Source organism: Salinicoccus sp. HZC-1, assembly GCF_046736035.1.
Taxonomy (GTDB): Bacteria; Bacillota; Bacilli; order Staphylococcales; family Salinicoccaceae; genus Salinicoccus.
In genome coordinates this window covers 114,318-138,379 of the sequence record NZ_CP177130.1, presented here as the reverse complement: position 1 = coordinate 138,379, position 24,062 = coordinate 114,318, and the positions used below count along the sequence as shown (strand labels likewise).

Annotated in this window: 26 protein-coding genes; 11 read left to right on the top strand and 15 right to left on the bottom strand. The window is 40.9% G+C overall.

All coding sequences use genetic code 11. The annotated features are described in order from the left end of the window. Positions 1-36: 36 nt before the first annotated feature. Positions 37-822, bottom strand: coding sequence for an amino acid ABC transporter ATP-binding protein (locus ACKRAT_RS00640; protein ID WP_411843193.1), 786 nt, complete (start codon positions 820-822; stop codon positions 37-39). Between the two features lie 102 nt (positions 823-924). Continuing rightward, on the bottom strand, positions 925-1,839 hold the full coding sequence (locus ACKRAT_RS00635; RefSeq protein ID WP_411843192.1) for a LysR family transcriptional regulator: 915 nt from the start codon (positions 1,837-1,839) through the stop codon (positions 925-927). A 180-nt stretch (positions 1,840-2,019) separates the two neighbouring features. On the opposite strand from ACKRAT_RS00635, the gene ACKRAT_RS00630 reads away from it, so the two are divergent. Continuing rightward, entirely contained in the window at positions 2,020-2,526 is a 507-nt protein-coding gene (locus ACKRAT_RS00630; RefSeq protein ID WP_411843191.1) for a ferritin, read from the top strand. A gap of 66 nt (positions 2,527-2,592) precedes the next feature. Here ACKRAT_RS00630 and proC read toward each other — a convergent pair whose 3' ends face one another. Then, positions 2,593-3,384: a pyrroline-5-carboxylate reductase gene (proC, locus tag ACKRAT_RS00625; protein ID WP_411843190.1), complete on the bottom strand. Its 792-nt coding sequence runs from the start codon at positions 3,382-3,384 to the stop codon at positions 2,593-2,595. A gap of 64 nt (positions 3,385-3,448) precedes the next feature. On the opposite strand from proC, the gene ACKRAT_RS00620 reads away from it, so the two are divergent. From ACKRAT_RS00620 to ACKRAT_RS00595, 6 genes are all read left to right on the top strand, one after another. Further along, positions 3,449-4,216: an arylamine N-acetyltransferase family protein gene (locus ACKRAT_RS00620; RefSeq protein WP_411843189.1), complete on the top strand. Its 768-nt coding sequence runs from the start codon at positions 3,449-3,451 to the stop codon at positions 4,214-4,216. Positions 4,217-4,229: 13 nt separating this feature from the next. After that, complete coding sequence (locus ACKRAT_RS00615; protein ID WP_411843188.1) at positions 4,230-4,391, top strand: hypothetical protein; 162 nt, start codon at positions 4,230-4,232, stop codon at positions 4,389-4,391. A gap of 122 nt (positions 4,392-4,513) precedes the next feature. After that, entirely contained in the window at positions 4,514-4,864 is a 351-nt protein-coding gene (locus tag ACKRAT_RS00610; RefSeq protein ID WP_411843187.1) for a PadR family transcriptional regulator, read from the top strand. Between the two features lie 13 nt (positions 4,865-4,877). After that, complete coding sequence (locus ACKRAT_RS00605) at positions 4,878-5,540, top strand: hypothetical protein (RefSeq protein WP_411843186.1); 663 nt, start codon at positions 4,878-4,880, stop codon at positions 5,538-5,540. 230 nt (positions 5,541-5,770) lie between these two features. After that, a complete protein-coding gene (locus ACKRAT_RS00600) occupies positions 5,771-6,823 on the top strand; it encodes an ABC transporter permease (protein WP_411843185.1) in 1,053 nt (350 codons plus the stop codon). 1 nt (position 6,824) lies between these two features. Further along, positions 6,825-7,517, top strand: coding sequence for an ABC transporter ATP-binding protein (locus ACKRAT_RS00595; protein ID WP_411843184.1), 693 nt, complete (start codon positions 6,825-6,827; stop codon positions 7,515-7,517). 45 nt (positions 7,518-7,562) lie between these two features. On the opposite strand, the gene mqo is transcribed toward ACKRAT_RS00595, so the two are convergent. Next, positions 7,563-9,074, bottom strand: a complete 1,512-nt coding sequence (mqo, locus tag ACKRAT_RS00590) for a malate dehydrogenase (quinone) (RefSeq protein ID WP_411843183.1) — start codon at positions 9,072-9,074, stop codon at positions 7,563-7,565. A 334-nt stretch (positions 9,075-9,408) separates the two neighbouring features. Here mqo and ACKRAT_RS00585 point away from each other — a divergent pair, with 334 nt between their 5' ends. Further along, positions 9,409-9,591, top strand: coding sequence for a hypothetical protein (locus ACKRAT_RS00585; protein WP_411843182.1), 183 nt, complete (start codon positions 9,409-9,411; stop codon positions 9,589-9,591). A gap of 24 nt (positions 9,592-9,615) precedes the next feature. On the opposite strand, the gene ACKRAT_RS00580 is transcribed toward ACKRAT_RS00585, so the two are convergent. Together ACKRAT_RS00580 and ACKRAT_RS00575 are read right to left on the bottom strand one after the other, a co-directional pair. After that, positions 9,616-9,945 (bottom strand): hypothetical protein, encoded by a 330-nt coding sequence (locus ACKRAT_RS00580; RefSeq protein ID WP_411843181.1) that lies wholly within the window; start codon positions 9,943-9,945, stop codon positions 9,616-9,618. An 84-nt stretch (positions 9,946-10,029) separates the two neighbouring features. Then, complete coding sequence (locus ACKRAT_RS00575; RefSeq protein ID WP_411843180.1) at positions 10,030-10,695, bottom strand: HAD family hydrolase; 666 nt, start codon at positions 10,693-10,695, stop codon at positions 10,030-10,032. 173 nt (positions 10,696-10,868) lie between these two features. On the opposite strand from ACKRAT_RS00575, the gene ACKRAT_RS00570 reads away from it, so the two are divergent. Beyond that, positions 10,869-11,309 carry a YtoQ family protein gene (locus ACKRAT_RS00570; protein ID WP_411843179.1) on the top strand — a complete coding sequence of 147 codons (441 nt, stop codon included), beginning with the start codon at positions 10,869-10,871 and terminating at the stop codon, positions 11,307-11,309. Positions 11,310-11,315: 6 nt separating this feature from the next. Here the strand turns inward: ACKRAT_RS00570 and ACKRAT_RS00565 are convergent, their stop codons facing one another. Then, the gene (locus ACKRAT_RS00565; protein ID WP_411843178.1) at positions 11,316-12,224 is read right to left on the bottom strand and encodes a LysR family transcriptional regulator; all 909 of its coding nucleotides are present in this window, start codon (positions 12,222-12,224) and stop codon (positions 11,316-11,318) included. A 120-nt stretch (positions 12,225-12,344) separates the two neighbouring features. Between ACKRAT_RS00565 and ACKRAT_RS00560 the strand changes: the two genes are divergently transcribed. Together ACKRAT_RS00560 and ACKRAT_RS00555 are read left to right on the top strand one after the other, a co-directional pair. Beyond that, complete coding sequence (locus tag ACKRAT_RS00560; RefSeq protein ID WP_411843177.1) at positions 12,345-13,448, top strand: 5-methyltetrahydropteroyltriglutamate--homocysteine S-methyltransferase; 1,104 nt, start codon at positions 12,345-12,347, stop codon at positions 13,446-13,448. Between the two features lie 39 nt (positions 13,449-13,487). Next, positions 13,488-14,831 (top strand): MFS transporter, encoded by a 1,344-nt coding sequence (locus ACKRAT_RS00555; RefSeq protein WP_411843176.1) that lies wholly within the window; start codon positions 13,488-13,490, stop codon positions 14,829-14,831. A 713-nt stretch (positions 14,832-15,544) separates the two neighbouring features. Here the strand turns inward: ACKRAT_RS00555 and ACKRAT_RS00550 are convergent. The 8 genes from ACKRAT_RS00550 to ACKRAT_RS00515 all read right to left on the bottom strand — a co-directional run bounded on the left by ACKRAT_RS00550 (position 15,545) and on the right by ACKRAT_RS00515 (position 24,061). After that, complete coding sequence (locus ACKRAT_RS00550) at positions 15,545-16,897, bottom strand: alanine/glycine:cation symporter family protein (RefSeq protein ID WP_411843175.1); 1,353 nt, start codon at positions 16,895-16,897, stop codon at positions 15,545-15,547. Positions 16,898-17,052: 155 nt separating this feature from the next. Beyond that, the gene (locus ACKRAT_RS00545) at positions 17,053-18,087 is read right to left on the bottom strand and encodes a PTS sugar transporter subunit IIC (RefSeq protein WP_411843174.1); all 1,035 of its coding nucleotides are present in this window, start codon (positions 18,085-18,087) and stop codon (positions 17,053-17,055) included. A 40-nt stretch (positions 18,088-18,127) separates the two neighbouring features. Continuing rightward, positions 18,128-19,318, bottom strand: coding sequence for a M20 family metallopeptidase (locus ACKRAT_RS00540; protein ID WP_411843173.1), 1,191 nt, complete (start codon positions 19,316-19,318; stop codon positions 18,128-18,130). A gap of 200 nt (positions 19,319-19,518) precedes the next feature. Then, the gene (locus ACKRAT_RS00535) at positions 19,519-20,334 is read right to left on the bottom strand and encodes a MetQ/NlpA family ABC transporter substrate-binding protein (protein ID WP_411843172.1); all 816 of its coding nucleotides are present in this window, start codon (positions 20,332-20,334) and stop codon (positions 19,519-19,521) included. A 26-nt stretch (positions 20,335-20,360) separates the two neighbouring features. Continuing rightward, entirely contained in the window at positions 20,361-21,047 is a 687-nt protein-coding gene (locus tag ACKRAT_RS00530; RefSeq protein WP_411843171.1) for a methionine ABC transporter permease, read from the bottom strand. Continuing rightward, positions 21,040-21,777: a methionine ABC transporter ATP-binding protein gene (locus ACKRAT_RS00525; protein WP_411843170.1), complete on the bottom strand. Its 738-nt coding sequence runs from the start codon at positions 21,775-21,777 to the stop codon at positions 21,040-21,042. Before ACKRAT_RS00525 ends, ACKRAT_RS00530 begins: the two co-directional genes overlap by 8 nt. Before the next feature lie 144 nt (positions 21,778-21,921). Beyond that, the gene (locus ACKRAT_RS00520; RefSeq protein WP_411843169.1) at positions 21,922-22,704 is read right to left on the bottom strand and encodes a PepSY domain-containing protein; all 783 of its coding nucleotides are present in this window, start codon (positions 22,702-22,704) and stop codon (positions 21,922-21,924) included. Further along, a complete protein-coding gene (locus tag ACKRAT_RS00515) occupies positions 22,688-24,061 on the bottom strand; it encodes a sensor histidine kinase (protein WP_411843168.1) in 1,374 nt (457 codons plus the stop codon). Before ACKRAT_RS00515 ends, ACKRAT_RS00520 begins: the two co-directional genes overlap by 17 nt. Position 24,062 lies beyond the last annotated feature (1 nt).

Here is a 24,062-nt window from a genome sequence, read left to right as displayed (position 1 = left end):
CCACATCAAAGTTCAATTGAGCACCTCCTCTTTTTCTTAAACTGTAACCAGTTCCGGCTCAATCACTTCATCGCTGATGCTCCCGGAATGTTTTGAATATTTTCTTAAGAACTTTTTAGTTCTTTCCTTTTGGGGATGATCGAATACATCCTCCGGCTTTCCTTCTTCAACAATATAGCCATCTGCCATAAATACCACTCTGTCAGCAATTTCTTTGGCGAAATCCATCTCGTGGGTCACAATAATCATCGTTTTTTCCTTTTCGGATATATCCGAGATTACTTTCAGCACTTCACCCACCCATTCAGGGTCGAGTGACGATGTCGGTTCATCAAACAATATGGCGTGCGGATCTGCTGCCAGTGCCCTGGCGATGCCGACCCTCTGCTGCTGTCCTCCGGATAATGAGACAGGGTACTGTTTTGCTTTATCAAGTATGCCTACCTGCTCCAGTAAACTTTCTCCAATCTTTACCGCTGCTTCCTTTTTAAACTTTTTTGATGCTGTCAGCGGATATGTGATGTTCTCCAAGGCTGTCTTGTTTTTGAATAAGTTATAATGCTGGAATACCATAGAAGTCTGCATACGTAATTTATTAATTGTCGCTTTTTTATGATTCTCAGCATGCACAGATACATCACCTATATCTATCTGTCCTGAGTCAGGCGTCTCCAAGTAGTTTAAACATCTGAGTAATGTTGATTTCCCTGAACCTGACGGACCAATAATGGCTACAGTTTCACCATCTTGAACTTCGAAATTAATATCTTTTAGTACTTCTGTATTTTTGAAAGCTTTCTTTAAGCCTGATACTTTAATCATGGTCACCCTCCTAATCCCTACTTATAAAGTATGATTAATGCTGATAAGTATAGCACCTTGGCAATGGGGCTTCAAGATGCTTATTTATAAGTATTTCAAAGTTTACTTATAGAGAACTTCTATATGCGGTTTCATGTTTGGACGCCCGCCTGCCGCTTCTGTAATCATTCCAAGAAGCTCATTAATATAAGATAGCTTCATATCACTTCTGTAAATCATATCCGTCTTCAGTGAAACATTGGCCAGATCAGGAATATCCAGGGCATGTAAACTGCCGTCTGCAAGTTCCCAGTGCACGCTGAGTTCCGGCAGGAAGCCGATTGCAGCTTTATTTAAAATGATTCCCTTAGCCGATTCCATGCTGTCCACCTCATATTTAATATCGGGCTGCTCTTTCAAATTCAGGAATAAGTTATGCACCATTGTCCAATCCAATGATCCACAGGCAAAAAAGACGATTGTATTTTCAGCCAGTTTTTCCGTATCTACTTTTCCTCTGACAAATTCATGACCTTCAGGTACAATCAGCCTGATTGGGCTTTCCACTACTCTTATTGAGTTAAGTTTAGGATCGGAGACATTGCTTGCGAACCCCAAATCGACCTCGCCGCTGGAAACCAGTCTGGAAACCTCTTCACTTGGTGCAGTGATGACCTTTACATTCAAATCGGGAAGCTGCTGTTTAATCAGAGGAAGGATTCTCGGAATCAGATAAAAAGATATCAGACCTGAACTTCCAATCACGAGCTGGTTTTCGCTCTTACCGTCCTCCAGGCGTCCTCTCCCTTTCTTCAGTGTATTCACAATATTTTCTGCATACGGAAGAAACTCAGCCCCTTTATCATTGAGAATCAACTTTTTGCCAGTACGTACAAACAGTGCTGTATCAAGTTCCCGTTCAAGGGATTTTATTCTGGATGTAACAGAGGGCTGGGATAAAAAGAGTGCTTTAGAAGCCTTGTTAATGCTTCCAAAATGATTTACAAATACAAATGCTTCTAAATTTTCGATATTCATGCAAGCCACCCCTTTCCAAATGATTACCGATAGCGGTTTGGATACTTATTAATATCCTATTATATTACTAGGTATTAAGTAAGTAAACAGCTTAATTATTTTTTATAGAGATGAAGATGATATATTGAAGGTTAAAGAGGGTAATTATAATTAAGCTTTATAAAGGGAGGCATATATAATATGTTATCGGAAAAACTTAAAGAGGTATTGAATAACCAGATGAACAATGAATTTGCAGCAGCGCATGAGTATATGGCTATGGCAGCATATTGTGAGTCCAGAAGCTATGATGGCTTCGCAAACTTTTATATCCAGCAGGCCAAAGAAGAACGGTTCCATGGTATGAAGCTTTATGACTACCTCAATGATCGCGGTGTTCATGCAGTATTTAATGAAATTCCAGCTCCAACGACTGATTATAATTCCATCCTTGATACTTTCAAAGCCGGACTGGCCCAGGAAAGAGAAGTAACGAAGTCTTTCTACGACATCTCTGATGTCGCTACTGAAGAGAAGGAGTATGCAACATTGTCATTCATCAGGTGGTTCCTTGATGAACAGGTTGAGGAAGAAGCAACATTCGAACGTCATATCGACTATATCGAACGGATTAAAGATGACAACAATGCATTGTTTATTTATGAACGTGAACTGGCTAAACGCAGTTTTGATAAAGATAGCGAGTAAATCAATTCAATATATAAAAATAACCGGCGGGGATTTCTGAGGTGCTACCTCATTCCCGCCGGTTTTCTATTTCTCGTTTGCATCATTAACCGCCTGCATCGCCTGCATGACACTCCCTCTGAACCCTTCCTGTTCCAGCTTCATCACCCCTTGGATCGTAGAACCGCCGGATGTCGTGATCTGATCTTTCAATACTCCGGGATGGGTATCAGCATCCAATACTAATTTCCCTGCGCCCACCAATGCCTGAGCGGCAAGACGGTAGGCCTGTTTTCTGCTGAACCCGACACTAACAGCTTTATCCGCCATTGCTTCAATCATTAGAAATGCATATGCAGGGGAGGACCCTGTCAGAGCCGGCACGTACTTCATCAAATCTTCATCGATCCACTCGACAGTACCCATACCGCCGAAAGCATCGCTAATGGAATGCTGTTCCTCGAGGCCAATCCGATTGTTGGCCGCCATTACCATAACGCCTTCACTGGACGACACAGCAATATTCGGCATGCATCTAACTACTTTTTTATCCGGTAATACCGATGCTATATCTTCAATAGAAACGCCGGCTGCGATTGACATGAATATTGTATCCATATCTGTCTTGATTTCATTCAGCTTTCTAAACATTGGAATTGCAGCTTGTGCGCTGACGCCGACCACAATGATACTGCATGGTGTCAGACGCTTGAAATCAGTACTGATTTCAACTTCTTTACCGATATTAAATCGCTCTAATTTTTCTCTGTCTCTCCCAACGACGACAATTCTCTCCTTCATGCCCGGCTGGTCTAAAAACCCATTTACGATATGTGTAACCATTTTACCGGAACCGATAAAACCAATTTTATAATCCATATATTTTCCCTTTCTGTTCTGTAAATTTAAATAGTGTTATAATCTGCCCCAAGGAGGCTAAAATATGAATGATTTCAATTTATTATTCAGGCAAAGGATCGGTTTGTCAACGGACCAGAAAATCACTTTTGATCACCTGGATGATATTCTCGATCGTACAGCCCGGATACTCCCATTTGAAAATATGTCCATCATGCTTGAAAAGACGGATTCTATTACAAAAAAACATCTAATCGATAAAATATTAAAACGGTATGAAGGCGGCCTCTGCTATGAACTTAATCCGCTACTCCATTTCTTTCTGCTGGACAATGCTTTCAAAACTGCGATGTATTATGGAAGGGTACATAATGGGAATGAATACGGAGACAAGACCCATGTAATGTTTCTCGTGAAACATAAAGGAAAAGATTACCTTATAGATACAGGGTTTGGAAGTAATCTGCCATTAAAACCTGTACCCATGTCAGGCGAAACAATTCATTCAAGAAATGGCGCGTTCAGAATTATCGAAGAAGGAAATGCACATATTCTTGAAATGAATCTGTCCTCCAAACAAAAAGGATGGACGAATGGATACAAATTTTACACTTATGATCCTGTAAGGAATGTAGAAGACCTAAATACCATCCAGAAGAAAATTATTAATAGTGAAACTTCTCCATTCAATAAAGACCCGCTGATTACTTCCTTCACTAAAGAGGGCAGGCACACGCTCACCAAGACCAGTTACAGTGTATGGTCAGGTACGGAATTTGAAAAAGTGAAGATAGAACCAGATCAGTTCCATAAATACGCAGAAAGACATTTCAACTTTAAATTTTACTCATAGGAGGGGCAGAATCATGAATATTTTCTTCATATTATTCCTGGCATTGCCGATACTCTCTTTTATCGGAGTATTCCTTTTAACAGACAGTCTGATATATGCGATTATTACACTTCTCATTATCGACTTGGTTTTTACTGTCCTGTTCGTGAAAAGACAGAAGGACAAAAAAAGGTAGCCAGAGATATACAATCATTTGACAGGAACAAAGAATCGTTATACAATTTACTTAAGCTATTTTGCATTACAAAGTAGCTTTATATTTTAAATTACTATTATGTATTACAAAGTAGGTGTAGGATGTTGAAAAGAACCCAGCTCCTCAAGGGTATTATGGAAGCCTGTATCCTGAAAATTATCAATGACGACGTCATATACGGATATGAGTTGTCGGAAAAACTGCAAAAATTTGGGCTGGACGCAGTCAGTGAGGGAACGATTTATCCGATATTGCTCCGGCTTCAGAAAAAAAATTATATTTGCAGCGAAAAGCGCGCATCAGATTTCGGTCCCAGGAGGAAATACTACTTTATAACCGAAGAGGGTAAAGAAGCATTAAAACTTATGATTGAAGAATGGGATAAGATTGCCGATCCAATTCATACAATCCTGAAGGAGGACACACAGCATGTCGGAAAAGGCACTGATTAAAGAGAATAACAGGATGAGAGAAAAATTGAATCCGCATAATAAAAAAGTTTATGAAGATATATTGGTTTATATCAGATTGAATTATAAGTCTGAAGATGCGGAAACAGAAGAAGTTCTCAACGAACTGCTTTCACACGTACTCCAGGCACAAAGGGATGGAAAAGAAATCGAAAGTGTCACGGGTGAAGATTACAAGGCATACGCAGACAGCATCATTGATGCATTACCCAAAAGAAACATATGGAAATTTTCCGGTATTCTGGCCGTGATACTACTCGGGATTACGTATACATTTTCCTATCTCCCTAATTTAATATTCAATATGATTGATGGTGCACCAACAACAATTACTATTCATTTGATTGCATCACTGGCTAATCTCCTCATAATTCCGGCAATTGGGATTGGAATAGTATACTTTCTATTTCATTCACTTCAATACTCGTTATTCAAAAACTGGCCGCCATGGAAAGAATACGGCTTCTACTTTCTTATAGGCGGCGGAGCATTTTTAATTTATATGTTTATTATTTTTGCAATCGCTCTTATCGATATCGGGCCATCATTTGAAATAATCTTATGGTTTCCAGTATTGCTGGGCATTATCCTCTTGGCAGCAGGGCTTTACATGCTTTTCAGTCCTGAAGATAACGCAGGGCAATACGAAAATAAATAACATATACCATTATAAAAGCAGACCCCTGTATCGAAAACAGCTACAAGGGGTCTGCTTTTTAGTAGTTATTGGTGCTACTTGTACATATTACTTTAGCAGTATTTAAAACATTAAGGTAATACTCTGTATCTCAATTCTTAAAAGTTTATAATCAGTTTATTTTATTTTTATATTCGATTTATACGATGCGTGTAAAGTAGGGTTCAAACATTGAGAAAGGAACTCTGCATATGAAACTCGCATTGAAAGAGCTTAAGTTTTACAAATTTAAATATGCCCTTGTCACATTGATCCTATTTCTACTCGCATTTCTGGTTTTGTTCATTTCCGCACTTGCACAGGGACTCTCTAAAGAAAACATCTCGGGGATCGAAGCATGGGGCCAGGAGCAATTCATAATATCGGAAGGCGTGAACGATTCACTCACACAGTCGAACATCGGGGAACAGCTGGATCAGATTGAAGAAATTATAACTGATGGACACAAAATAGAATTCTCGAGAAACAGCTTATCCACATCCGACTCCAATATTGATGTTGTATTTGCCAATACTGATGAAAGTATCATCCCAGAGCCGGATGAAGGCCGCCTGCCGGAAACTTCAGGGGAAATTTTATTAAATTATAAATTGACCGATGACGGTTATAAAATCGGTGATACAGTCGAAATTAAGGATTCTGACATGACTTATGAAATCACCGGATTCAAGGAAGATATTATGTATTCCCATACTTCCATGGCCTATGTGACGGATGAAGGCATGGACAAATTGCAACGCACAAGTATCGCAGCTGTTGCATTACCTGCAGGTGGCAGCGGTATTGCAGACGACATCGATAATATAGAGAACGTAAAAATCGTGAGTGAAGATGAAATCAAAAATGCCATTCCAAGCTATCAGGCGGAGCAGCAGCCACTCAATCTCATGATTATCTTTTTATTCATCATTTCCGCAATTGTCCTGTCTGCATTCTTCTACGTTATAACGATACAAAAGTCATCACAACTTGGTATTTTAAAAGCAATCGGCACTAAGAACAGTGAGCTGGTCAAATCAATACTGGTACAGGTCTTACTCATCACACTGATTGGTGTAGTCTTTGCTGCAGGCATTATGTTTGGACTCAATACCGTTATACCGGTATCGATGCCATTCTATTTGAACACCAGTTTGATGATGATTGTTTCAGGACTGTTCCTGGTTGTCGCATTCATGGGCGCGACACTATCATTGGTGCGTATTATTAAAATAGATCCGTTAGATGCTATAGGAGGCGAATAGTATGGGATTACAGATAAATAACCTTACGAAATCATTCGGCAAAGATGATATAAAAACACAGGTGTTAAAAGGAATTGATATTGAAGTGAACCAAGGGGAGCTGGTCATTTTAAAAGGGGCATCCGGTTCTGGTAAAACGACATTGCTCTCAATCATTGGCGGCCTGCTGAAACGCAGTGCGGGAGATGTATCATTAAATGGTGAAAACTATCTGGATATCAATGAGAAAGCCCTGACGTCCATGAGGCTTAAGGAAATCGGATTCATATTCCAATCCTCTCATCTCATCCCTTATATGAGAGTCATTGATCAATTGGCGTTTGTCGGTGAGCAGGCAGGCATGTCGACCAAGACTGCTAAAAGAAGAGCGGAATCACTGCTGAAAGACATCGGTCTCGGCCACAGATTGAGAGCTTATCCAAACGTCCTTTCCGGCGGTGAAAAACAGCGGGTGGCAATTATGAGAGCCTGGATGAATGAACCAAAAATGATACTTGCTGATGAACCAACTGCAAGCCTGGATGCCGAAAGGGCAATGGAAGTAATCGAAATGATACGCGATAATATTAAAACCAATCAATCCGTCGGACTTATGATCACTCACGACACACGGCTGTTTGACTATGCAGACAGGATTTACACTCTCGATGAGGGATATATAGTGAATCGGGAAGCAGAAATCGCATATAACTAAAAATAAGCCCGTCAGATCAAAATGAACTGACGGGCTTATTTTACATTAACTCAGCAGAACGCCTTCTTCATGATTATTCAAGCCGAGGTTTCCAGATATTTTTTCATCTATCTCTTTAAAGTATTCCGGATTGTCTGTAAGTGATATTCCGAATGAAGGAACCATTTCTTTGATTTTCTCTTCCCATTCGGGGAAATCGTCTTTGAAGCATCTGCTCATTACATCAAGCATTACATCAACAGACACCGATGCTCCTGGTGAGGCACCAAGCAGTGCTGAAATGGAACCATCTTCTGAAGTAATGACTTCTGTCCCAAATTGCAGTGTGCCTTTGCCGCCCTTGTCTGTATCCTTGATTACCTGGACACGCTGACCTGCGGTAACAACATCCCATTCATTGCTTTTAGCATTTGGAATAAATTCACGGAGCTCTTTCATTCTGTCTTCATTAGAAAGCAGTACTTGCTGAATAAGATATTTAGTCAGCCCCATTTCTTTTGCACCTGCTGAAAGCATTGTAAGTACGTTATAAGATTTCACCGAACCTAATAAATCCATGTTGGATCCTGTTTTCAGGAATTTTGGCGAGAAGCCGGCAAACGGGCCGAAAAGCAGGGATCTCTTACCGTCGATATAACGTGTATCCAAATGCGGTACGGACATAGGCGGTGCGCCCACTTTTGCTTTTCCGTACACTTTAGCATTATGCTTTTCAACAGTTTCAGGATCCTGGCAGATCATGAACAGACCGCTTACAGGGAATCCACCCACATTTTTAGATTCTGGAATTCCAGTTTTCTGAAGTAGCGGCAGACTCCCGCCGCCTGCGCCGATAAATATGAATTTCGACGTATGATATTCGTTTTTTCCTGTCTGAAGATTCTTGACTGTAAGCTGCCATTCTCCGCCTTCAGTTCTTCTGATATCTTCGACGCTATGTTCAAAGTGAACATCGACGCCTTTTTCCTGCTCCAGTACATCAAACAATTTACGTGTCAGATTACCAAAGTTGATGTCCGTCCCCGACTCAATTTTAGTCGCGGCAATCGGTTCAGTGCTGTTGCGGCCGTCCATCATCAGCGGAATCCATTTTTTAAGTGTTTCCTCATCATCTGCAAACTCCATACCTTCAAACAGAGGATTGCTGGTCAGCGCTTTGACACGTTTTTTCAGGAATTCAACATTCTTTTCTCCTTCTACAAAACTCAGATGCGGTACCGGCATGATGAAATCATGCGGATTTTCAATCAGTCCCCGATCAACCAGATAAGACCAGAACTGCTTCGATAGCTGGAACTGTTCATTGATCTTGATCGCTTTAGTAATATCCAGAGAACCATCTGCCGCCTCAGGCGTGTAGTTCATCTCACACAGCGCAGAGTGACCGGTACCTGCGTTGTTCATTGCATCAGAACTCTCCTGAGCTGTCTTATCAAGCTTCTCGAAAACTTTAATATCCCATTCCGGTTTTAATTCTTTCAGTAATGTCCCCAGAGTGGCACTCATAATTCCGCCACCGATAAGGATGACATCAGTCTTATTCAATACACTGTTCATAATAACCACAATGCTCCCTTATATATATTCAAAGATCTGAAGCTCTTAAAAAGTTACTTAAATTAACCACAGTAATTAAGAGCTCCATTTTTACAATCAATAAACACCATACCAAAATTAGTATAGCGTATATTGAGGTTTCAAAATATTTATTATTATTAATTATACTCTTTTTTCCCAAGATATAAAAGAGTGATTTTGCATATTATGACATACAATTAAACGAATGTGTTATACAATTTAATTTTAGTGCTTTGTTTCTTCTTTTTGAAGATTGGAGAATAATAGCTTAATTTCTGCTAAACTATCAATATATTAATTAAGGGGCTTTTTAATGAAAAATTTAACGGTTTTCGTCATTACACCTATTCTTTTATTCTTCTTTTTACTTTTCATCACTGATCCTGCAAATGCAATCGGCGGTGTGTTCATCTATTATCTCATTATGGCCGCAAGCAGGATATTTGATGGCTATAAGAGGAAAAAAGCAGAAAAAGACCAAAACCGGCAAAAATAAACCGCCTTTGGTCTTTTAACAATGTTACTCAACTTTATCATTCACGTAATCTGCAAATTCCTGGAGATTTCCTTCTACTACATCAATCATGGCCACTTTTCCCATACCTTCCGGGAATTCGATGAATAGCGTCTCACCATCAACGATTGCCTGTACAATATCCTGATAGCTGAATGCGCGTTTATATGGTTCACCGTTCATATCCACACTCATGATCATTCTTTCGCTCGTTGTGATATATGCACCTTTAAACTGTGTCTGTTCTCCAACTTTATAAATAATCGTACCTTCTACTGCCGGTCCGATTTTCTCTGTTGGATACAATTCGTTTTCATCTACATCAATTAGACTCATACTCTTCATCCTCCAGCTAATATTCTTATCCCACTTCAATAATTTTATCATTCGGGTTGAATAACTTCTAATTAAATGGTTTGACTAATCAATGTGTATCGTCCAATTCTTTCTGGAAGCCACTGCCAGAAGTTCAGGGTCCGGTGTTACTGCGACCGGTCTGCCTACAAGCTCCAGCATTTTCAAATCCGAATAGCTGTCGCTGTATGCCTCACTGCTTTTCCAGTCTATTTTTCTGTCCTTGAAGTGTTTTCTTATAATGTCGATCTTACGGTCGGCATGCACACGTTCAAACTGTGATTTATAGTCCAGTCTATCGTCCTTATAACGCACTTCAGACCCTACAATACAATCGATGTTGAACCCTTTGAATACCGCTTCAAGTAACGGTACAAAAGCGCCTGATATCAGCATTATATAATAGTGGTCTTTTTGGAGCTGTCTGATTTTCTTAACTAATGAATCTCTGAGCTCTCCGGCCATATCTTTCGCCACATCATTGAAAAATTGTTCTATTTCAAACTTTGAATTGTATTTGAAAGATCTGATATAGTATTCCATCGCCTTGTGCTGCATCTTTGTTTTTTTAACCAGCTTAAGTTTATAACCGATATAGAACGGAGCAAAGTTTCTGACGAACCTTCTGTAGTTCTTTTTGAACTTCGGATGATTCTTCAACCGTTCCATCAGTATTGTAAATGTCTCATGGGGATACAGTGTTCCATCGAAATCAAATAACGCCACTTTCATATCCGATGTTCCTTTCTTAATCATAATCATCGTATTTTAAAACACTGAAATATATATATCATTTTAACACAAAACCATTCGCTCTCAATACATCACTGCCTGGTCAATTTATTATGAAATCAGCAAATTCTTCTATATGATTGAGTTAACAACCATTGGGAGGAATAATTAATATGGAACTCACAGTATATTTAGCAGGACAGATTCATGATGACTGGCGTGATCAGGTTGCGCAAAAAGCGAAAGAAAAAAACCTGACCTTGAACTTTGTCGGTCCACAGACGGACCATGACCTGTCAGACAACATCGGAGAAAATATTTTAGGGGAACAGCCCGGCGGCTATTACAAAGATGATGCAGCATCAAGCATCAACAATCTCAGAACTCAGGTACTGATGCAGAAATCTGACCTTGTCATCGCATTGTTTGGGGAAAAATATAAACAGTGGAATACTGCAATGGACGCCAGTACAGCCGTTGCCCTGGACAAACCGTTAATCCTCATCCGTCCGGAAGAATTGATCCATCCGCTAAAAGAGCTTTCAAACAAGGCGAATGTTACAGTATCCTCAGTAGATCAGGCCATGGAGGTCATCCAATATATTTATAAGTAGGATAATCTAGCGCATATGAAGTGTCGTATGCTGTAATTCTTCCAAGAAGAGCTTGGCCATGCTGCTGAGCTCTGCTTTTTTATTGACTATCCATCCGACTTTTATCGTATCTTCAGCAACAAGCGGCACCTGTACAATTTCAGAATCATCCAGATCCGCACTTAAAATTCCCGTTGATATGGTATAGCCATTCAGCCCGATTAACAGGTTGAATAATGTCGCACGATCGCTGACCTGAATACTTTTGGGACTGGGGATGGTACTGAATATCTCTTCAGAATAATAAAATGAATTGTACTGCCCCTGTTCAAATACCAGCCGTGGATAGGCTTCCAGATCTTCTAAAGTAACCGCATCTTTTTTGGCAAGCGGATTTTTCTGGCTGATGAAAATATGCGGGTCTGCCTCGAAAAGCTCATTAAATTCCAACCCCTTCTCCTTCATCAGCTGCAATAGTACCTTCTCATTAAATGCACTGATGTACAGCACTCCTATTTCACTCGTTAAATTTTTAACATCCTCGATGATCTCATAGGTACGTGTCTCTCTAATCGTAAATTGATACTTATCCCCGCCATATCTGCGAATTGTTTCCACAAAGGCATCTACAACGAATGAATAATGCTGTGAGGATATGGAGAATAGCTGCTGGGACGGCTGTACATTGAAATAGCGAGTTTCTAAAAGCTCGACCTGCTCATTTATCTGCCTCGCATAGCTTAAAAATTCTGCTCCATCCTGCGACAGGGATATTCCTGTCGATGTTCTGGTAAATAAAGAAAACCCAAGCTCTTTTTCCAATTCCTTAATCGCTTTTGATAATGTCGGCTGAGATATATATAATCTTCTCGCTGCTTCATTGATGGATCCACTCAAAACAACTTCTATAAAATATTTTATCTGATGCAGTTTCATAAGATTCCTCAATTCTTGTTATAGTCTTTTGCTATATCAGATTATGACAATTAACCGTTACACTATATCTTACAGTCATGATAATATTTATACAATATTAAAAAATGGGAGAGGATTTAAATGGCAGTTGTAAATACGAAAAAGACATATCGGGCAGATCAGGTAGGGAGCTTACTGCGCTCAGACAAAATCAAAGAAGCCAGGAAACAGAGAGACGCGGGTGAAATCTCTCAGGAAGACCTCAAACGAATTGAAAATGAAGAGATCGCAAGAATTGTACAAAAACAAAAAGATGTCGGCTTGGAAGCTGTTACAGACGGGGAATTCCGGCGTGCCTGGTGGCATTTTGATTTTCTGGAAAACCTGGTTGGCGTTGAAGGATACTGGTCCGGCGGGGGCATCCAGTTTAAGGAACAGCAGACAAAGTCACGTGCAATTAAAGTGACGGGGAAACTCGATTTCGGCAACCATCCATTTTTGGAAGACTTTAAATTCTTACAGAAGCAGGCAGGAGACCATACAGCGAAATTTACAATCCCGAGTCCCAGCATGCTTCATTTCCGCGGTGAGATCGATACATCCGTCTATCCTGACGAAGAAGAATTCTTCAATGATTTAGCTGCTGCATATAAAAAAGGAATTCAGACATTCTATGATGCAGGCTGCAGATACTTGCAGCTGGATGACACTGCATGGGCATACCTCTGCTCCGATGAACAAAAAGAACAGTTGAGAGAAAAAGGCCTGGACCCGGATTACCTCGTCCATAAATATTTGGAAACAATCAACAACGCTGTTTCAGACCGTCCGGATGATCTTAAAATCACAATGCATATCTGCCGCGGCAACTTCCGTTCCACATGGATTTCTTCCGGCGGATATGAGCCGGTTGCTGCTGAAATTTTCGGTAAACTCAATATAGATGGTTTCTTCCTGGAATATGACACTGATCGTGCCGGTGGATTCGAGCCATTGCGTCATGTCAGCAGAGAAGATCTTACAATCATATTGGGGCTCGTCACTTCCAAGCATGGTGCGCTCGAAGATAAGGAAGAAGTAAAGAAGCGTATTTCTGAAGCATCCAGATATGTACCATTGGAACAACTTGCACTCAGTCCCCAATGCGGATTCGCTTCTACTGAAGAAGGAAATCTTCTGACAGAAGAGGAACAGTGGAAAAAGCTTGAGCATGTCGTAAATATAGCCAACGAAGTGTGGTCATAAAACGTACTGACATAAACTTATGAAGGGGGAGAAATCCGGATGCAGAAAGTGCAAGTGGAAGAGGCGATTGATAACAGCCGCTTTAATAAGTTTCATCTATTGGTGTTTCTATGGTGTTTCTTTGCCATCGCTTTTGACGGGTTCGATATCGCATTATACGGAATAGGGCTGCCGCATATGATGGAAGACTTCGGTCTGTCTGCAGCTGAAGGCGGCGCAATAGGAAGCTATGCACTCGCCGGAATGATGATCGGCACTTTTGTACTCGGATCATTCTCAGATATACTTGGAAGAAAACGTATCCTGATTATCTGTCTCGTACTCATCAGCATATTCAATATGCTCGCAGGTTTTGCAGCAAATGCAACGATGTTTACAGTTTTCCGTTTTATCGCTTCAATGGGAATGGGCGGATTGATGCCTATCGTCATTTCGTTCATGAGTGAATACTCACCAAAAAAGAACAGGGCGATGACAGTCGCTGCAATGTATTGCGGGTATTCCATCGGGGCGATCATCGCTTCGGTTACAGCAATCTACTTACTGGAAAGTCTAGGATGGCGGTTCATGTACTGGCTAGGAGCACTACCGTTGATTACACTGCCTTTATTGATCAAACAATTTCCTGAATCGATTTCCTACCATCTTCCAAGAGGCCGAAAGGATAAAGTTGCTGAAATATTAAACAAAGCTAATCCTGGAGGCAACTACAGGGAAACGGATGAGTTCATCTATACCGCTGCAAATGAAGATGCGAAGGGCATCCCAGTCGGCAGACTCTTTGCCGACAACCGTTCCGCCACTACGATTGCTTTTTGGATTATGGTATTTAGCTGCCTCATGATGATTTACGGGCTGAATACATGGCTGCCGACAATCATGCAGGAAGCCGGTTTTGGGGTCGCCTCCAGTATGTCATTCATATTGATACTTGCAGTGGGGCAGATCATCGGGTCTCTTACAGGCGGCTATCTGGTCGATCGCATCGGCCATAGGAACGTACTGCTCACGATGTATTTGATCGGTGCATTGTGTTTTGTAGCGCTAAGTATTACAAGTCAGCCAATATTGCTATATATTTTAATCGCAATTGGCGGGGCATGTACGGGAGGGACCCAAAACCTGGTGAATCCATACATCAGTGCGTTTTATCCCTCAGATATAAGAGCGACAGGACTCAGCATGGCAGTGGGCATCGGCCGTCTGGGCTCAATCACCGCTCCGGTGCTCATCGGTTTTGTGCTGATGACCAACATCTCTCCGCAGACCGCTTTCATGGCATTTGCCATACCGAGCCTGCTGGGAGGTGCTGCACTTCTCTTCGTACGGGAGAAAAGCATAAAACCATCAAAATCGAATATCCACGTAGCTAACGAAGTTTAAAAAGCGACTGTCTGAGATTCTCTCTCAGGAATCAAAATAATTCAATTAAAGTGGAACAGGGTTGAAATCCAATCTTGTTCCATTTTTTATTTAATCTGACTGTTGATTGAATACACTTTAAACAGATTGGATTTAATACCGGGAATATCTCAAATTATATTTATATTGATCTGATTTAATTATTTTTGGTATACCAAAATGCATGCAGGTTTATCAAAGAGTCCGCTCCAATGAATAATACTTTGTGATCCATCTGTTTCAGGGAAAATTCTTCCGGTATAGATAAATAGTCTCGCGGCTCTCTTTAGTAATACTTATGTACTCTCAAGGATGAACATCCGATATTACCAAATTATCTGTTTCATTCACCATAACACTGCCATTTTGTATAGTAATTGCCGCCTCGGTATTAGCAGTAAATATGTCACCGGGCCACACAGTCTCCATCATACTTTTTAGAAGAAAATAACGCTGTCCGTTATCCTTAAAAACCCTTTATCTACAGTAATTATAAGCTTTAATGATTATTTTAAATATCGCTTATATTATGCCTTTTTTATACGTATATGCCCTTTTACAACCTTCTTTAAAATGTTTTTCCCAATGCTTACTATCAAAATCAACCTCATTGAACAAGATTACATCGCAAAGGAATTAAAATCCAAAAAAGGTGCGCCAGTTTTTAACTGGCGCACCTTCTTGCGAGCTTAGACTTAACCAAGCTCCTGCTGTTTCTCTTTATTTCTGATATCAATAAAGATTTTCGTTTCAGCTACGACGACACCGGACAATCCTATAAGTCCGATTAAGTTAGGCACCGCCATGAGCGCATTGAAAATATCTCCCAGATTCCAAACTGTCTGAAGAGACATTGTCGCACCCGGTATAATAGCCAGTACAAAAATCACTCGATATAAGTACGTAAACCTGTCACCGACAAGATAAGTAAAGCATTTTTCACCAAAGTATCCCCATCCGAGAATGGTGGAGAAAATGAATGTGAGCAACGTTATTGCAATGACATAGTTACCGACACCTGGCAGCAGCATTTCGAATGACTGTGCTGTCAGAGCGGCACCTTCCGGCCCCGTTCCATATAAATCCGCCATAGTAAGAGATACACCGGTAATAGTACATACAACGATTGTATCGATGAATACCTGTGTCATGGAAACAAGCGCCTGACGCGCCGGAACATCAGTACGTGCGGATGCCGCGGCAATACCGCCGGTACCAAGTCCTGCTTCGTTTGAGAACAACCCGCGCGCTACACCCATACGGATTACTGTACCGATGGCACCACCCGCAACTGCCTGACCTGTAAATGCATCAGTAAATATAAGTCCGAATGCTGCGGGAACCTGATCAAAATGAAGGATTAAAATTGCAGCTCCGGCAATTAAGTAAAATACTACCATGAACGGAACGAGTATACCGGCAGTTCTCCCAATACTCTTTACGCCACCGATGAGAACGAGGCCTACCAGAATAGCCATAATTACCCCGGTTACCCAGGTTGGGACACTGAATACATCCAAAGCAACGCCAGAAGCAGCATTGGCCTGTATCATGTTGCCAATACCAAATATTGCTGCAAACACTGCAAAGAATGCAAATAGTACGCCTAGCCACTTTTGGCCAAGTCCATGTTCCAGATAATACATCGGTCCGCCGGACATTTCCCCTTTGTCGTTTTTCTGACGGTATTTAACACCCAGTATACCTTCGGAATATTTCGTCGCCATACCAACTAGCGCCGTGATCCACATCCAGAATACGGCACCGGGTCCACCAAGAACGACAGCAGTGGCAACACCAACTACGTTTCCTGTACCCACTGTTGCTGCCAAAGCAGTCATCAATGCCTGGAAGTGAGAGATGTCTCCCTCACTTTTATTGTCCTGTTTACTGAAAGCCATTTTTAATGAATGCGGTAACATTCTGAAAGAAAAAAATGAAATTCTGATAGTTAAGAATAAACCTGTACCCACTAAAAAGATGATAAGGGGTAACCCCCACACGAAACTGCTAAGCTCGGCTGTTAAATCTGCAAACCATGCACCCAATTTAAATTCCCCCTTTATTTGTTAACATGGTTAAAATTTATACGAATTTTCAGATAATGTCAATAAGACGTTACATCTTAGTGGGTAATTTTACTTTAAAGGTGTCATATTCTTTTTATATAGCCAATTAAAAATCAATTGAAAAAAAGCCGTTCTTATGAACGACTCGAAGTTTGTTTTTTGAAGACGAAATCACTTTTACGTATGCGGTAGTTTCTAAACACATAACTGCCGAGTAATCCGACAAGTCCGGAGATAACCGCTACGATAGCAGCATATAATATGACCTGTGTTGCCGGATTGAAACCGAATAATACTAAAAGTCCTGCAGTTGGTGTCGCTGTGCCCGGTGCATTATTAATGAGTCCGGAATATGCGATGACCATGCCACTCAATGCCCCGCCTACGAAGTTTGTTGCATAAATAGGGACAGGGTTAGAAGCGATCAGGTCAGCTTTTGAAAGCGGCTCTATCGCGACTGATATTACTGATTTCAAATCCCCGATCTTCAGTTTATGGAATATAACACTATTCATAAACGCAGAACCGAATGCTGCCAGACTGCCGACAGCCATAGGGATACCCGTTAAACCAAGAAGTGCTGTCAGAGCCATGGAACTCAATGGTGACGTACCGACTACTGTAATAATGCCTCCCAGTAAAAGCCCCATGACAATCGGGCTCGCCTCTGTAGCCATTTCTATTATACTGCCAATTTTAAGCAATGTTCCGTCCACCAATGGTGTAATGATGAGTCCAATTAATCTCGTAATCGGAACAATCGCAATCACGACCACTATAAAGTCCAGACCACTGGGGATTTTTCTCTCTAAAAATTTCACTGCAAAAGAAACAATGTATGATGCAAATAATCCGGGAATCAGGCCGATTCCACCAAGTGAGACTGCAATAATAGCAGTGTTCAACGGATTTACCCCGATTGTCAAAGCTACGAGAAAAGCAACAATCACTCCGCTGAGCAAGCCGGCTTCCAGTCCTGTTTCCTGGAAAAATCCCAAAGAAAGAATATCTCCGATAACGAATCGCTGTAAAGCTTCAACTAAAAATGTTGCGATTGCAGCACCTGCGAGGGCCCCCATTACTTCTCCACCATACGGTGCATAGTAAGTAAATACAGTAAAGAATATAAGTATAAGTAAAAGTAGTAGTACTCCTGTTAGTTGCTCCATTTTTATCTCCTATTAGCAAGGCCGACAGCAAAGAATAGTACTATTCTTTGCTGTCGTTCATTAAGTAATCTATCGCCGCACTCCCGATTGACTGCGCAGCAATGAGCAGTGAGTCTTCGTTGATATCAAATTTTGGATGATGGTGCGGATAAATCTGCCCCTCAGGTGCTGCACCGATATATATAAAGCTCGATGGCAACTCTTTCGTATAATAGGCAAAATCCTCTGATGGCGGTTGCGGTTCACATCTTTCCACAGAAGTTACATTGGATAGATTTGCATCTTTTATCGCTTTTGCAACCTGCCGGGTCAATTCCGGATCATTATAGAGAGTAGGGTAGTCATCTTTATATTCAAGCACATTCGTAACACCAAATGTCGCTTCTATACCGGAGGAGATCCTCTTAATTTCTTTTTCTATGGTCTTTTTAGTATCGTCACCCATCGCCCTGACATCACCTTCAAGAACCACCTGGTCTTTGATGACATTGAACACTCCTTTGCCATCAAAAGAACCGATTGTCACAACACCGGCTTCGAACGGATTTAACCGTCTGGAAACAATTGTCTGCACTTCAGACACAAAGTGTGCGCCTGCAACAATTGGATCATTGGCAAGATGAGGGGATGAACCATGCCCGCCAGACCCTTTTATCGTCAATTTAAAAAAGCCACGGCCTGTCATCGATTCTTTTTCCCGATACAATACTTTGCCCGTCTCCATGTTACTCATGACGTGGGCACCCAGGACATTATCCACTCCATCTAATATACCGTCAGCAATCATCCGCTGTGCGCCGCCCGGCGGTAACTCTTCAGCATGCTGATGGATGATGACGATAGTGCCCTTAAGTTCATCTTTTAATTCGATTAATGTCTCTGCCAGAATGAGCATGTAGGCAGTATGGGCATCATGTCCGCATGCATGCATCACCCCTTCATTTTTAGAAGCAAAAGGTAAATCTGTTTCTTCTAAAATCGGCAATGCATCGAAATCTGCTCTCAAAGCCAATGTTTTTCCCGGCGTACCCGTATCAATTGTCACCTTGACTCCATTGCCGCCAACTCCGGTTTCGACTTCAACATCTTTCTCTTCATAAAATTCTGCGATATACTTAGCTGTTTCAGTTTCCTGAAATGAAAGTTCAGGATTCTCATGTAAATGCCTGCGGATCTCAACCATTCGTTCTTCCTTGTCTTTCAAACGGTCCATCAGTTTGCCAAGTATCATTGAATCTCCTCCGAAATAGCTTTTACACAGTATTTCAACTGTTCCTTTTAATGCTTTAGATCTAAATCAATTTTTATTATCAATGTAAACTACCTTACCAAAGTTTAACTTGTAAATTCAACAAAAATAAATTAATTCACAAATATGAAATTTTATATTAAAAAAACCAAGGATTTTATCCTTGGCAGATTAGCAGTTTCTTATTTCCCCACTTCAAATGCAGGTTCCAAATGTCCTTCTTTTTCAAGTTCCGAAAGGAAATCATAAACTTCCTGTGAAGTGAATGCTTCTTTCGCTGCCTGCAATGCTTCAGTATCCTGATTATCTTCACGGGCAACAAGCTGGATTGCGAATGTATTATCTTCATCCTCTTCCAGGAACACGGCATCATCCGGCGTCAACCCGACACTTTCAATATACGTTGGATAGTTGAATACAAGTTCAACACCATCTTCATAGGCACCGGTTAAGTTAAGCAAGTCTATATGAGTGAATTCGAAATTATGCGGATTCTCCTCAATGTCATCCACTGTTGCTTCATGACTGACATCTGCTGATAAAGAAATTAAATCGTGCTGCTCAAGAATCATCAACGCACGTGCTTCATTTGTAGCATCTGATGGAAGGGCGACTTCTGCGCCATCCTCGATATCTTTTATGGAATCATACACTGGCGAATAAAAACCGACAATCGCGTTATAAACCGGCTGCATAGCCACCAGATTTCCGTCTTTTTCTTTATTGAAAACTTCCATGAATGGTTCATGCTGGGCAAAACTTGCATCTACTTCTTCGTTAAGAAGCGCCTCATTATATTGAATATTATCGGAAACTTCCACAAGTTCAATCTGGTAAGGTTCTTCAATGGCATCTCCTGCAATTTCAACAACATCTGTCATTGGCGGCAAGTGGGATGCGACTTCGATCACCGTATCTTCTTCAGAGGCGCTTTCTCCTCCGCCACAACCTGCCAGCAATAGTGCAACACCAGTGAAAAACAACCCTTTTTTCAACATCAATAATTTCTCCTTTTTATATGAATTTATCTTTTATCCAACTTTTCTGCGAGCCGTAATCCCAGCCACTGGGCAAAGACTACAAACACGATAATGACTGCGATGGCAGTGTACATTATATCTGTTTCATAGCGTTGGTAACCATAGCGGATGGCAAAGTCACCAATACCGCCCCCGCCAACGACACCCATGATTGTGGAGTACGATATAAAGCTTACAAACGCGGTTGTAAAACCGATGATGAGGGAACTGCGTGCTTCAACATATAAAAATTTCCAGACAAGCTGAGGTGTGGTGACCCCCATGGACCTTGCTGTTTCAAGCACACCTTTTGGTACATCATGCAATGATTGCTCTACAAAACGTGCGTACAGAGCGATGGCGATAAGCATCATCGGGAATGACGCTGCTACAGGATCGCCTGTGGCACGCCCGTAAAAATAGCGAATGAGCGGTTGCATGACCACTACTAAAAGTAAAAACGGGAACGACCGCACAATATTCACAAATATATTCGAAATCTGATAGAAGAATTTATTCTCAAGCGGCTTGCCTTTAGACGCCAGATATAGCAGCGTTCCTAACGGCAGCCCCAGAAGAATCGCTGCCACCATTGCAAAAATCATCATAATTCCGGTTTCGTATAAACTTTCAACAAGGGGCGGCGTATACTCAATGACGCGTTCTATGTATATTTGAAGTACTTCAGGCATCCTGCAGCACTTCCAATACACGCTCGTGATATGACTTGTCTGAACGATCGATTACTGGATTGCTGACTTCAATGGTATCGACCAATCTGCCGCTCTCCAATACCGCTGCACGATGACACAGTTGTTTAATCACATTAAGTTCGTGTGTCACGATTACCACTGTCATATGGAACTCGTTTTGCGCCTTCCTTAAAACATCTACGATTTCATCCGTTGTATTTTCATCAAGTGCAGATGTCGGCTCGTCACATAATAAAATCTTTGGGCGTGTAACAAGAGCCCTGGCAATACCCACCCGCTGTTTCTGTCCACCGGAAAGCTCTGCCGGGTAGTTATCCCTCTTATCATCCAGTCCGACAAACTTAATAACATCTTCTACAGTCAGCGGTTTTTTATAATTATGCAGTTCCAATGGTAATTTTATATTCTCTTCAACCGTTTTATTATTCAATAAATTAAATTGCTGAAAAATCATGCCAATATCTTTCTGATGTTTCCGCAACCCTTTTTTATCGAGTTTTTTAACATCTATACCATCTACAATGACCTGACCGGAATCCGGTGTCTCAAGTGCATTGATAAATCGCATCAGAGTAGACTTTCCGGCACCACTCTCGCCAATTATACCAAATATCTCTTTGTCATTTATGGATAGGGTGACATTATCAACCGCTTTAAAATCACCATTTTTACCGACAAAAGATTTGGTTCCATTTTCTATATCAATCAAGCCACAACCACCTTCCATAACCAACATTCAATTAAACGTCATTATCACTTATAATATCATATCCATGTGCTCCCTGAATCCTTCCGGAACAAAAACATACCCGGTCAAAAGTATGAGTTCTTTTAACCGGGCCAGAAATTATTATTAGTCGTCGTCATCATCGTCATCGTCGTCGTCATCATCTGAATCATCAGTATCAAATTCTATATAATGATTATTTTGGTATTGTGCATTATAATCCTGGAGCTGTTTTGCAAATGCTTCAATATCAGCGATATTATTAAAATCTATCGCAAACCACAGGACTTTCAGCGCCTCTCCATTTACTGCATCAACTGTAACGAGTGCCCCTTCATCATCATCATCTACCAGCTGAATGATCTGGTACTGTTTTGGATGTGTATTTTCATTTAAAGTTGCATGGACGAATTCGCCGCCAACTTCACTGAAAGCAATTTGTTTTGCTTCATTTTCAGTAATCAGCGTGTCGGCTGTTTCTTCTTTTTCTTTCTTTTCCTGTTCTTTTTTCTCAGCTGCTTCCTTCTCTTCTATATTTTTGGCTTCCTTTGCTTTTTTATCCCCATTGGATTTTTTTTGGTCTTTTGCCGGTTTTTCCCCGGAATTTGCTGCTGTGTCTTCTGCCGGCTGTGTAACTTTTTCCGTCACAATATTTTCAATGCTGCTGTCATCGCGATCTACTTTAATTTCATATTGGTATTCTCCGTTCTTCAGATTCACAATATAAAACCGTTCATCATCCGACATTGAAATATTATCAATGTCACCTGCATACCGATCGGTAACCACCGCGCGCACTTCCTGCTCGTTGATATATTCACCGCCTGATTGGTACACCAATACAACGCCGACGGCGATACCGACGATTACAGCCACTGCAGCAATAAGCAACTTATTTAGTTTTTTCATTTTTCTTCACCTTTTTAATACTTAATTTAAATGTTGTACCTGCGTTTACCCGGCTCGTAACGTTAATTTTAATATCATTTAAATTCGCTAATTCTTCGGCAATGGATAAACCGAGGCCCGAACCGCCCGTTTTTCTGGCTCTGGCTTTATCCACCCGGTAAAACCGTGTAAATATATGATCGATATCTTCTTTTGGTATGCCTATGCCTCTGTCTTTTATCGTTACTTCAACGTTATTCTCCAACTCCATAATGTTTACCGATATCTTGTCGGCACTGTATTTATAAGCGTTATCCAGGAAAATTTTAATCAGCTGATCGAACGTGTCCACATCGACCAGTCCCAGTACATCAGCGTTATCAAAAGCGACTTCAATTTCTCTGTTATATACTGTTTCCAGACGTTCTGCCACACTTTTTATCAATTTCACTACCCGTACCGGTTCCAAAGAGAACGTCTCATCTTCCCGGTTCACTTTCGCAAAGCTTAACAGCTGTTCCGTTAAATACTTCATCCTCTTTGCCTCGTCACTAATGGCAATGATACTTTCATCCAACACGTCTTCCCGTGTTTTGCCAAAGCGTTTCAGCATTTGGCTGTATGAATCTATCACAGTGATCGGTGTCTTCAACTCATGGGATGCATTCATGATAAACGCCTGCTGGTTTTCATCGTGAGTCTTCAGATCTATCATCATTTCATTGAATGCTTCGGACAGTTCGGTCAGTTCTCTAGTATCTTTTTCATTTATCTCAATCATCGTGTATTTGCTGGTATCATCGGTCTTCTTCATCTTATCGATCAGCTTGTTGATCGGTTTGAGTATGATATTTGTGATAACGCGGTTCAGCAGGAAAATAACGATGAGAATGATGAGTGTTGAAATGACTAAAATCCATTTTAAAACTTCGAATGTTTCATATAAGAATTGGACGTTTTCATAGATTTGCAAATTATAGACCTGGCCGTTATCCCAGATAACGGGTATCGATACCATTACAAACTCCATACCGTTATGTGATACCGCCGTTTTATACTGGCTTGTTCTGTAAGGTTCACTCAAATCTGCATATTCCGTTTCTGTCGCTATACGGACAACCGGCTTATCTTCCTCGTCGACAACCCTCATATAACCATCCGATAATAAAAACGCCTGCAGTACTACTTCACTGTTAACGTTATTGTCATTGGCATTTTGAAGTTCCTGCATGATGTTGACCCCGCGGTTCTCAAGCTGTCCCATTTCAGCATTCAATGAGAAGTTCTTATATGAGAAATAAACGAACAAATTAATCAAAATGACAACAATAACCGTCATTACGGTCGTATATAATTGTATTTTCGTACCGAGTTTCATC

What these genes read in the sequence shown, in the direction of transcription:
- ACKRAT_RS00640 (WP_411843193.1), bottom strand. Translation starts at nt 822, where the DNA reads ATGATTAAAGTATCAGGCTTAAAGAAAGCTTTCAAAAATACAGAAGTA.
- ACKRAT_RS00635 (WP_411843192.1), bottom strand. Translation starts at nt 1,839, where the DNA reads ATGAATATCGAAAATTTAGAAGCATTTGTATTTGTAAATCATTTTGGA.
- ACKRAT_RS00630 (WP_411843191.1), top strand. Translation starts at nt 2,020, where the DNA reads ATGTTATCGGAAAAACTTAAAGAGGTATTGAATAACCAGATGAACAAT.
- proC (WP_411843190.1), bottom strand. Translation starts at nt 3,384, where the DNA reads ATGGATTATAAAATTGGTTTTATCGGTTCCGGTAAAATGGTTACACAT.
- ACKRAT_RS00620 (WP_411843189.1), top strand. Translation starts at nt 3,449, where the DNA reads ATGAATGATTTCAATTTATTATTCAGGCAAAGGATCGGTTTGTCAACG.
- ACKRAT_RS00615 (WP_411843188.1), top strand. Translation starts at nt 4,230, where the DNA reads ATGAATATTTTCTTCATATTATTCCTGGCATTGCCGATACTCTCTTTT.
- ACKRAT_RS00610 (WP_411843187.1), top strand. Translation starts at nt 4,514, where the DNA reads ATGTTGAAAAGAACCCAGCTCCTCAAGGGTATTATGGAAGCCTGTATC.
- ACKRAT_RS00605 (WP_411843186.1), top strand. Translation starts at nt 4,878, where the DNA reads ATGAGAGAAAAATTGAATCCGCATAATAAAAAAGTTTATGAAGATATA.
- ACKRAT_RS00600 (WP_411843185.1), top strand. Translation starts at nt 5,771, where the DNA reads ATGAAACTCGCATTGAAAGAGCTTAAGTTTTACAAATTTAAATATGCC.
- ACKRAT_RS00595 (WP_411843184.1), top strand. Translation starts at nt 6,825, where the DNA reads ATGGGATTACAGATAAATAACCTTACGAAATCATTCGGCAAAGATGAT.
- mqo (WP_411843183.1), bottom strand. Translation starts at nt 9,074, where the DNA reads ATGAACAGTGTATTGAATAAGACTGATGTCATCCTTATCGGTGGCGGA.
- ACKRAT_RS00585 (WP_411843182.1), top strand. Translation starts at nt 9,409, where the DNA reads ATGAAAAATTTAACGGTTTTCGTCATTACACCTATTCTTTTATTCTTC.
- ACKRAT_RS00580 (WP_411843181.1), bottom strand. Translation starts at nt 9,945, where the DNA reads ATGAGTCTAATTGATGTAGATGAAAACGAATTGTATCCAACAGAGAAA.
- ACKRAT_RS00575 (WP_411843180.1), bottom strand. Translation starts at nt 10,695, where the DNA reads ATGAAAGTGGCGTTATTTGATTTCGATGGAACACTGTATCCCCATGAG.
- ACKRAT_RS00570 (WP_411843179.1), top strand. Translation starts at nt 10,869, where the DNA reads ATGGAACTCACAGTATATTTAGCAGGACAGATTCATGATGACTGGCGT.
- ACKRAT_RS00565 (WP_411843178.1), bottom strand. Translation starts at nt 12,224, where the DNA reads ATGAAACTGCATCAGATAAAATATTTTATAGAAGTTGTTTTGAGTGGA.
- ACKRAT_RS00560 (WP_411843177.1), top strand. Translation starts at nt 12,345, where the DNA reads ATGGCAGTTGTAAATACGAAAAAGACATATCGGGCAGATCAGGTAGGG.
- ACKRAT_RS00555 (WP_411843176.1), top strand. Translation starts at nt 13,488, where the DNA reads ATGCAGAAAGTGCAAGTGGAAGAGGCGATTGATAACAGCCGCTTTAAT.
- ACKRAT_RS00545 (WP_411843174.1), bottom strand. Translation starts at nt 18,087, where the DNA reads ATGGAGCAACTAACAGGAGTACTACTACTTTTACTTATACTTATATTC.
- ACKRAT_RS00540 (WP_411843173.1), bottom strand. Translation starts at nt 19,318, where the DNA reads ATGATACTTGGCAAACTGATGGACCGTTTGAAAGACAAGGAAGAACGA.
- ACKRAT_RS00535 (WP_411843172.1), bottom strand. Translation starts at nt 20,334, where the DNA reads ATGTTGAAAAAAGGGTTGTTTTTCACTGGTGTTGCACTATTGCTGGCA.
- ACKRAT_RS00530 (WP_411843171.1), bottom strand. Translation starts at nt 21,047, where the DNA reads ATGCCTGAAGTACTTCAAATATACATAGAACGCGTCATTGAGTATACG.
- ACKRAT_RS00520 (WP_411843169.1), bottom strand. Translation starts at nt 22,704, where the DNA reads ATGAAAAAACTAAATAAGTTGCTTATTGCTGCAGTGGCTGTAATCGTC.
- ACKRAT_RS00515 (WP_411843168.1), bottom strand. Translation starts at nt 24,061, where the DNA reads ATGAAACTCGGTACGAAAATACAATTATATACGACCGTAATGACGGTT.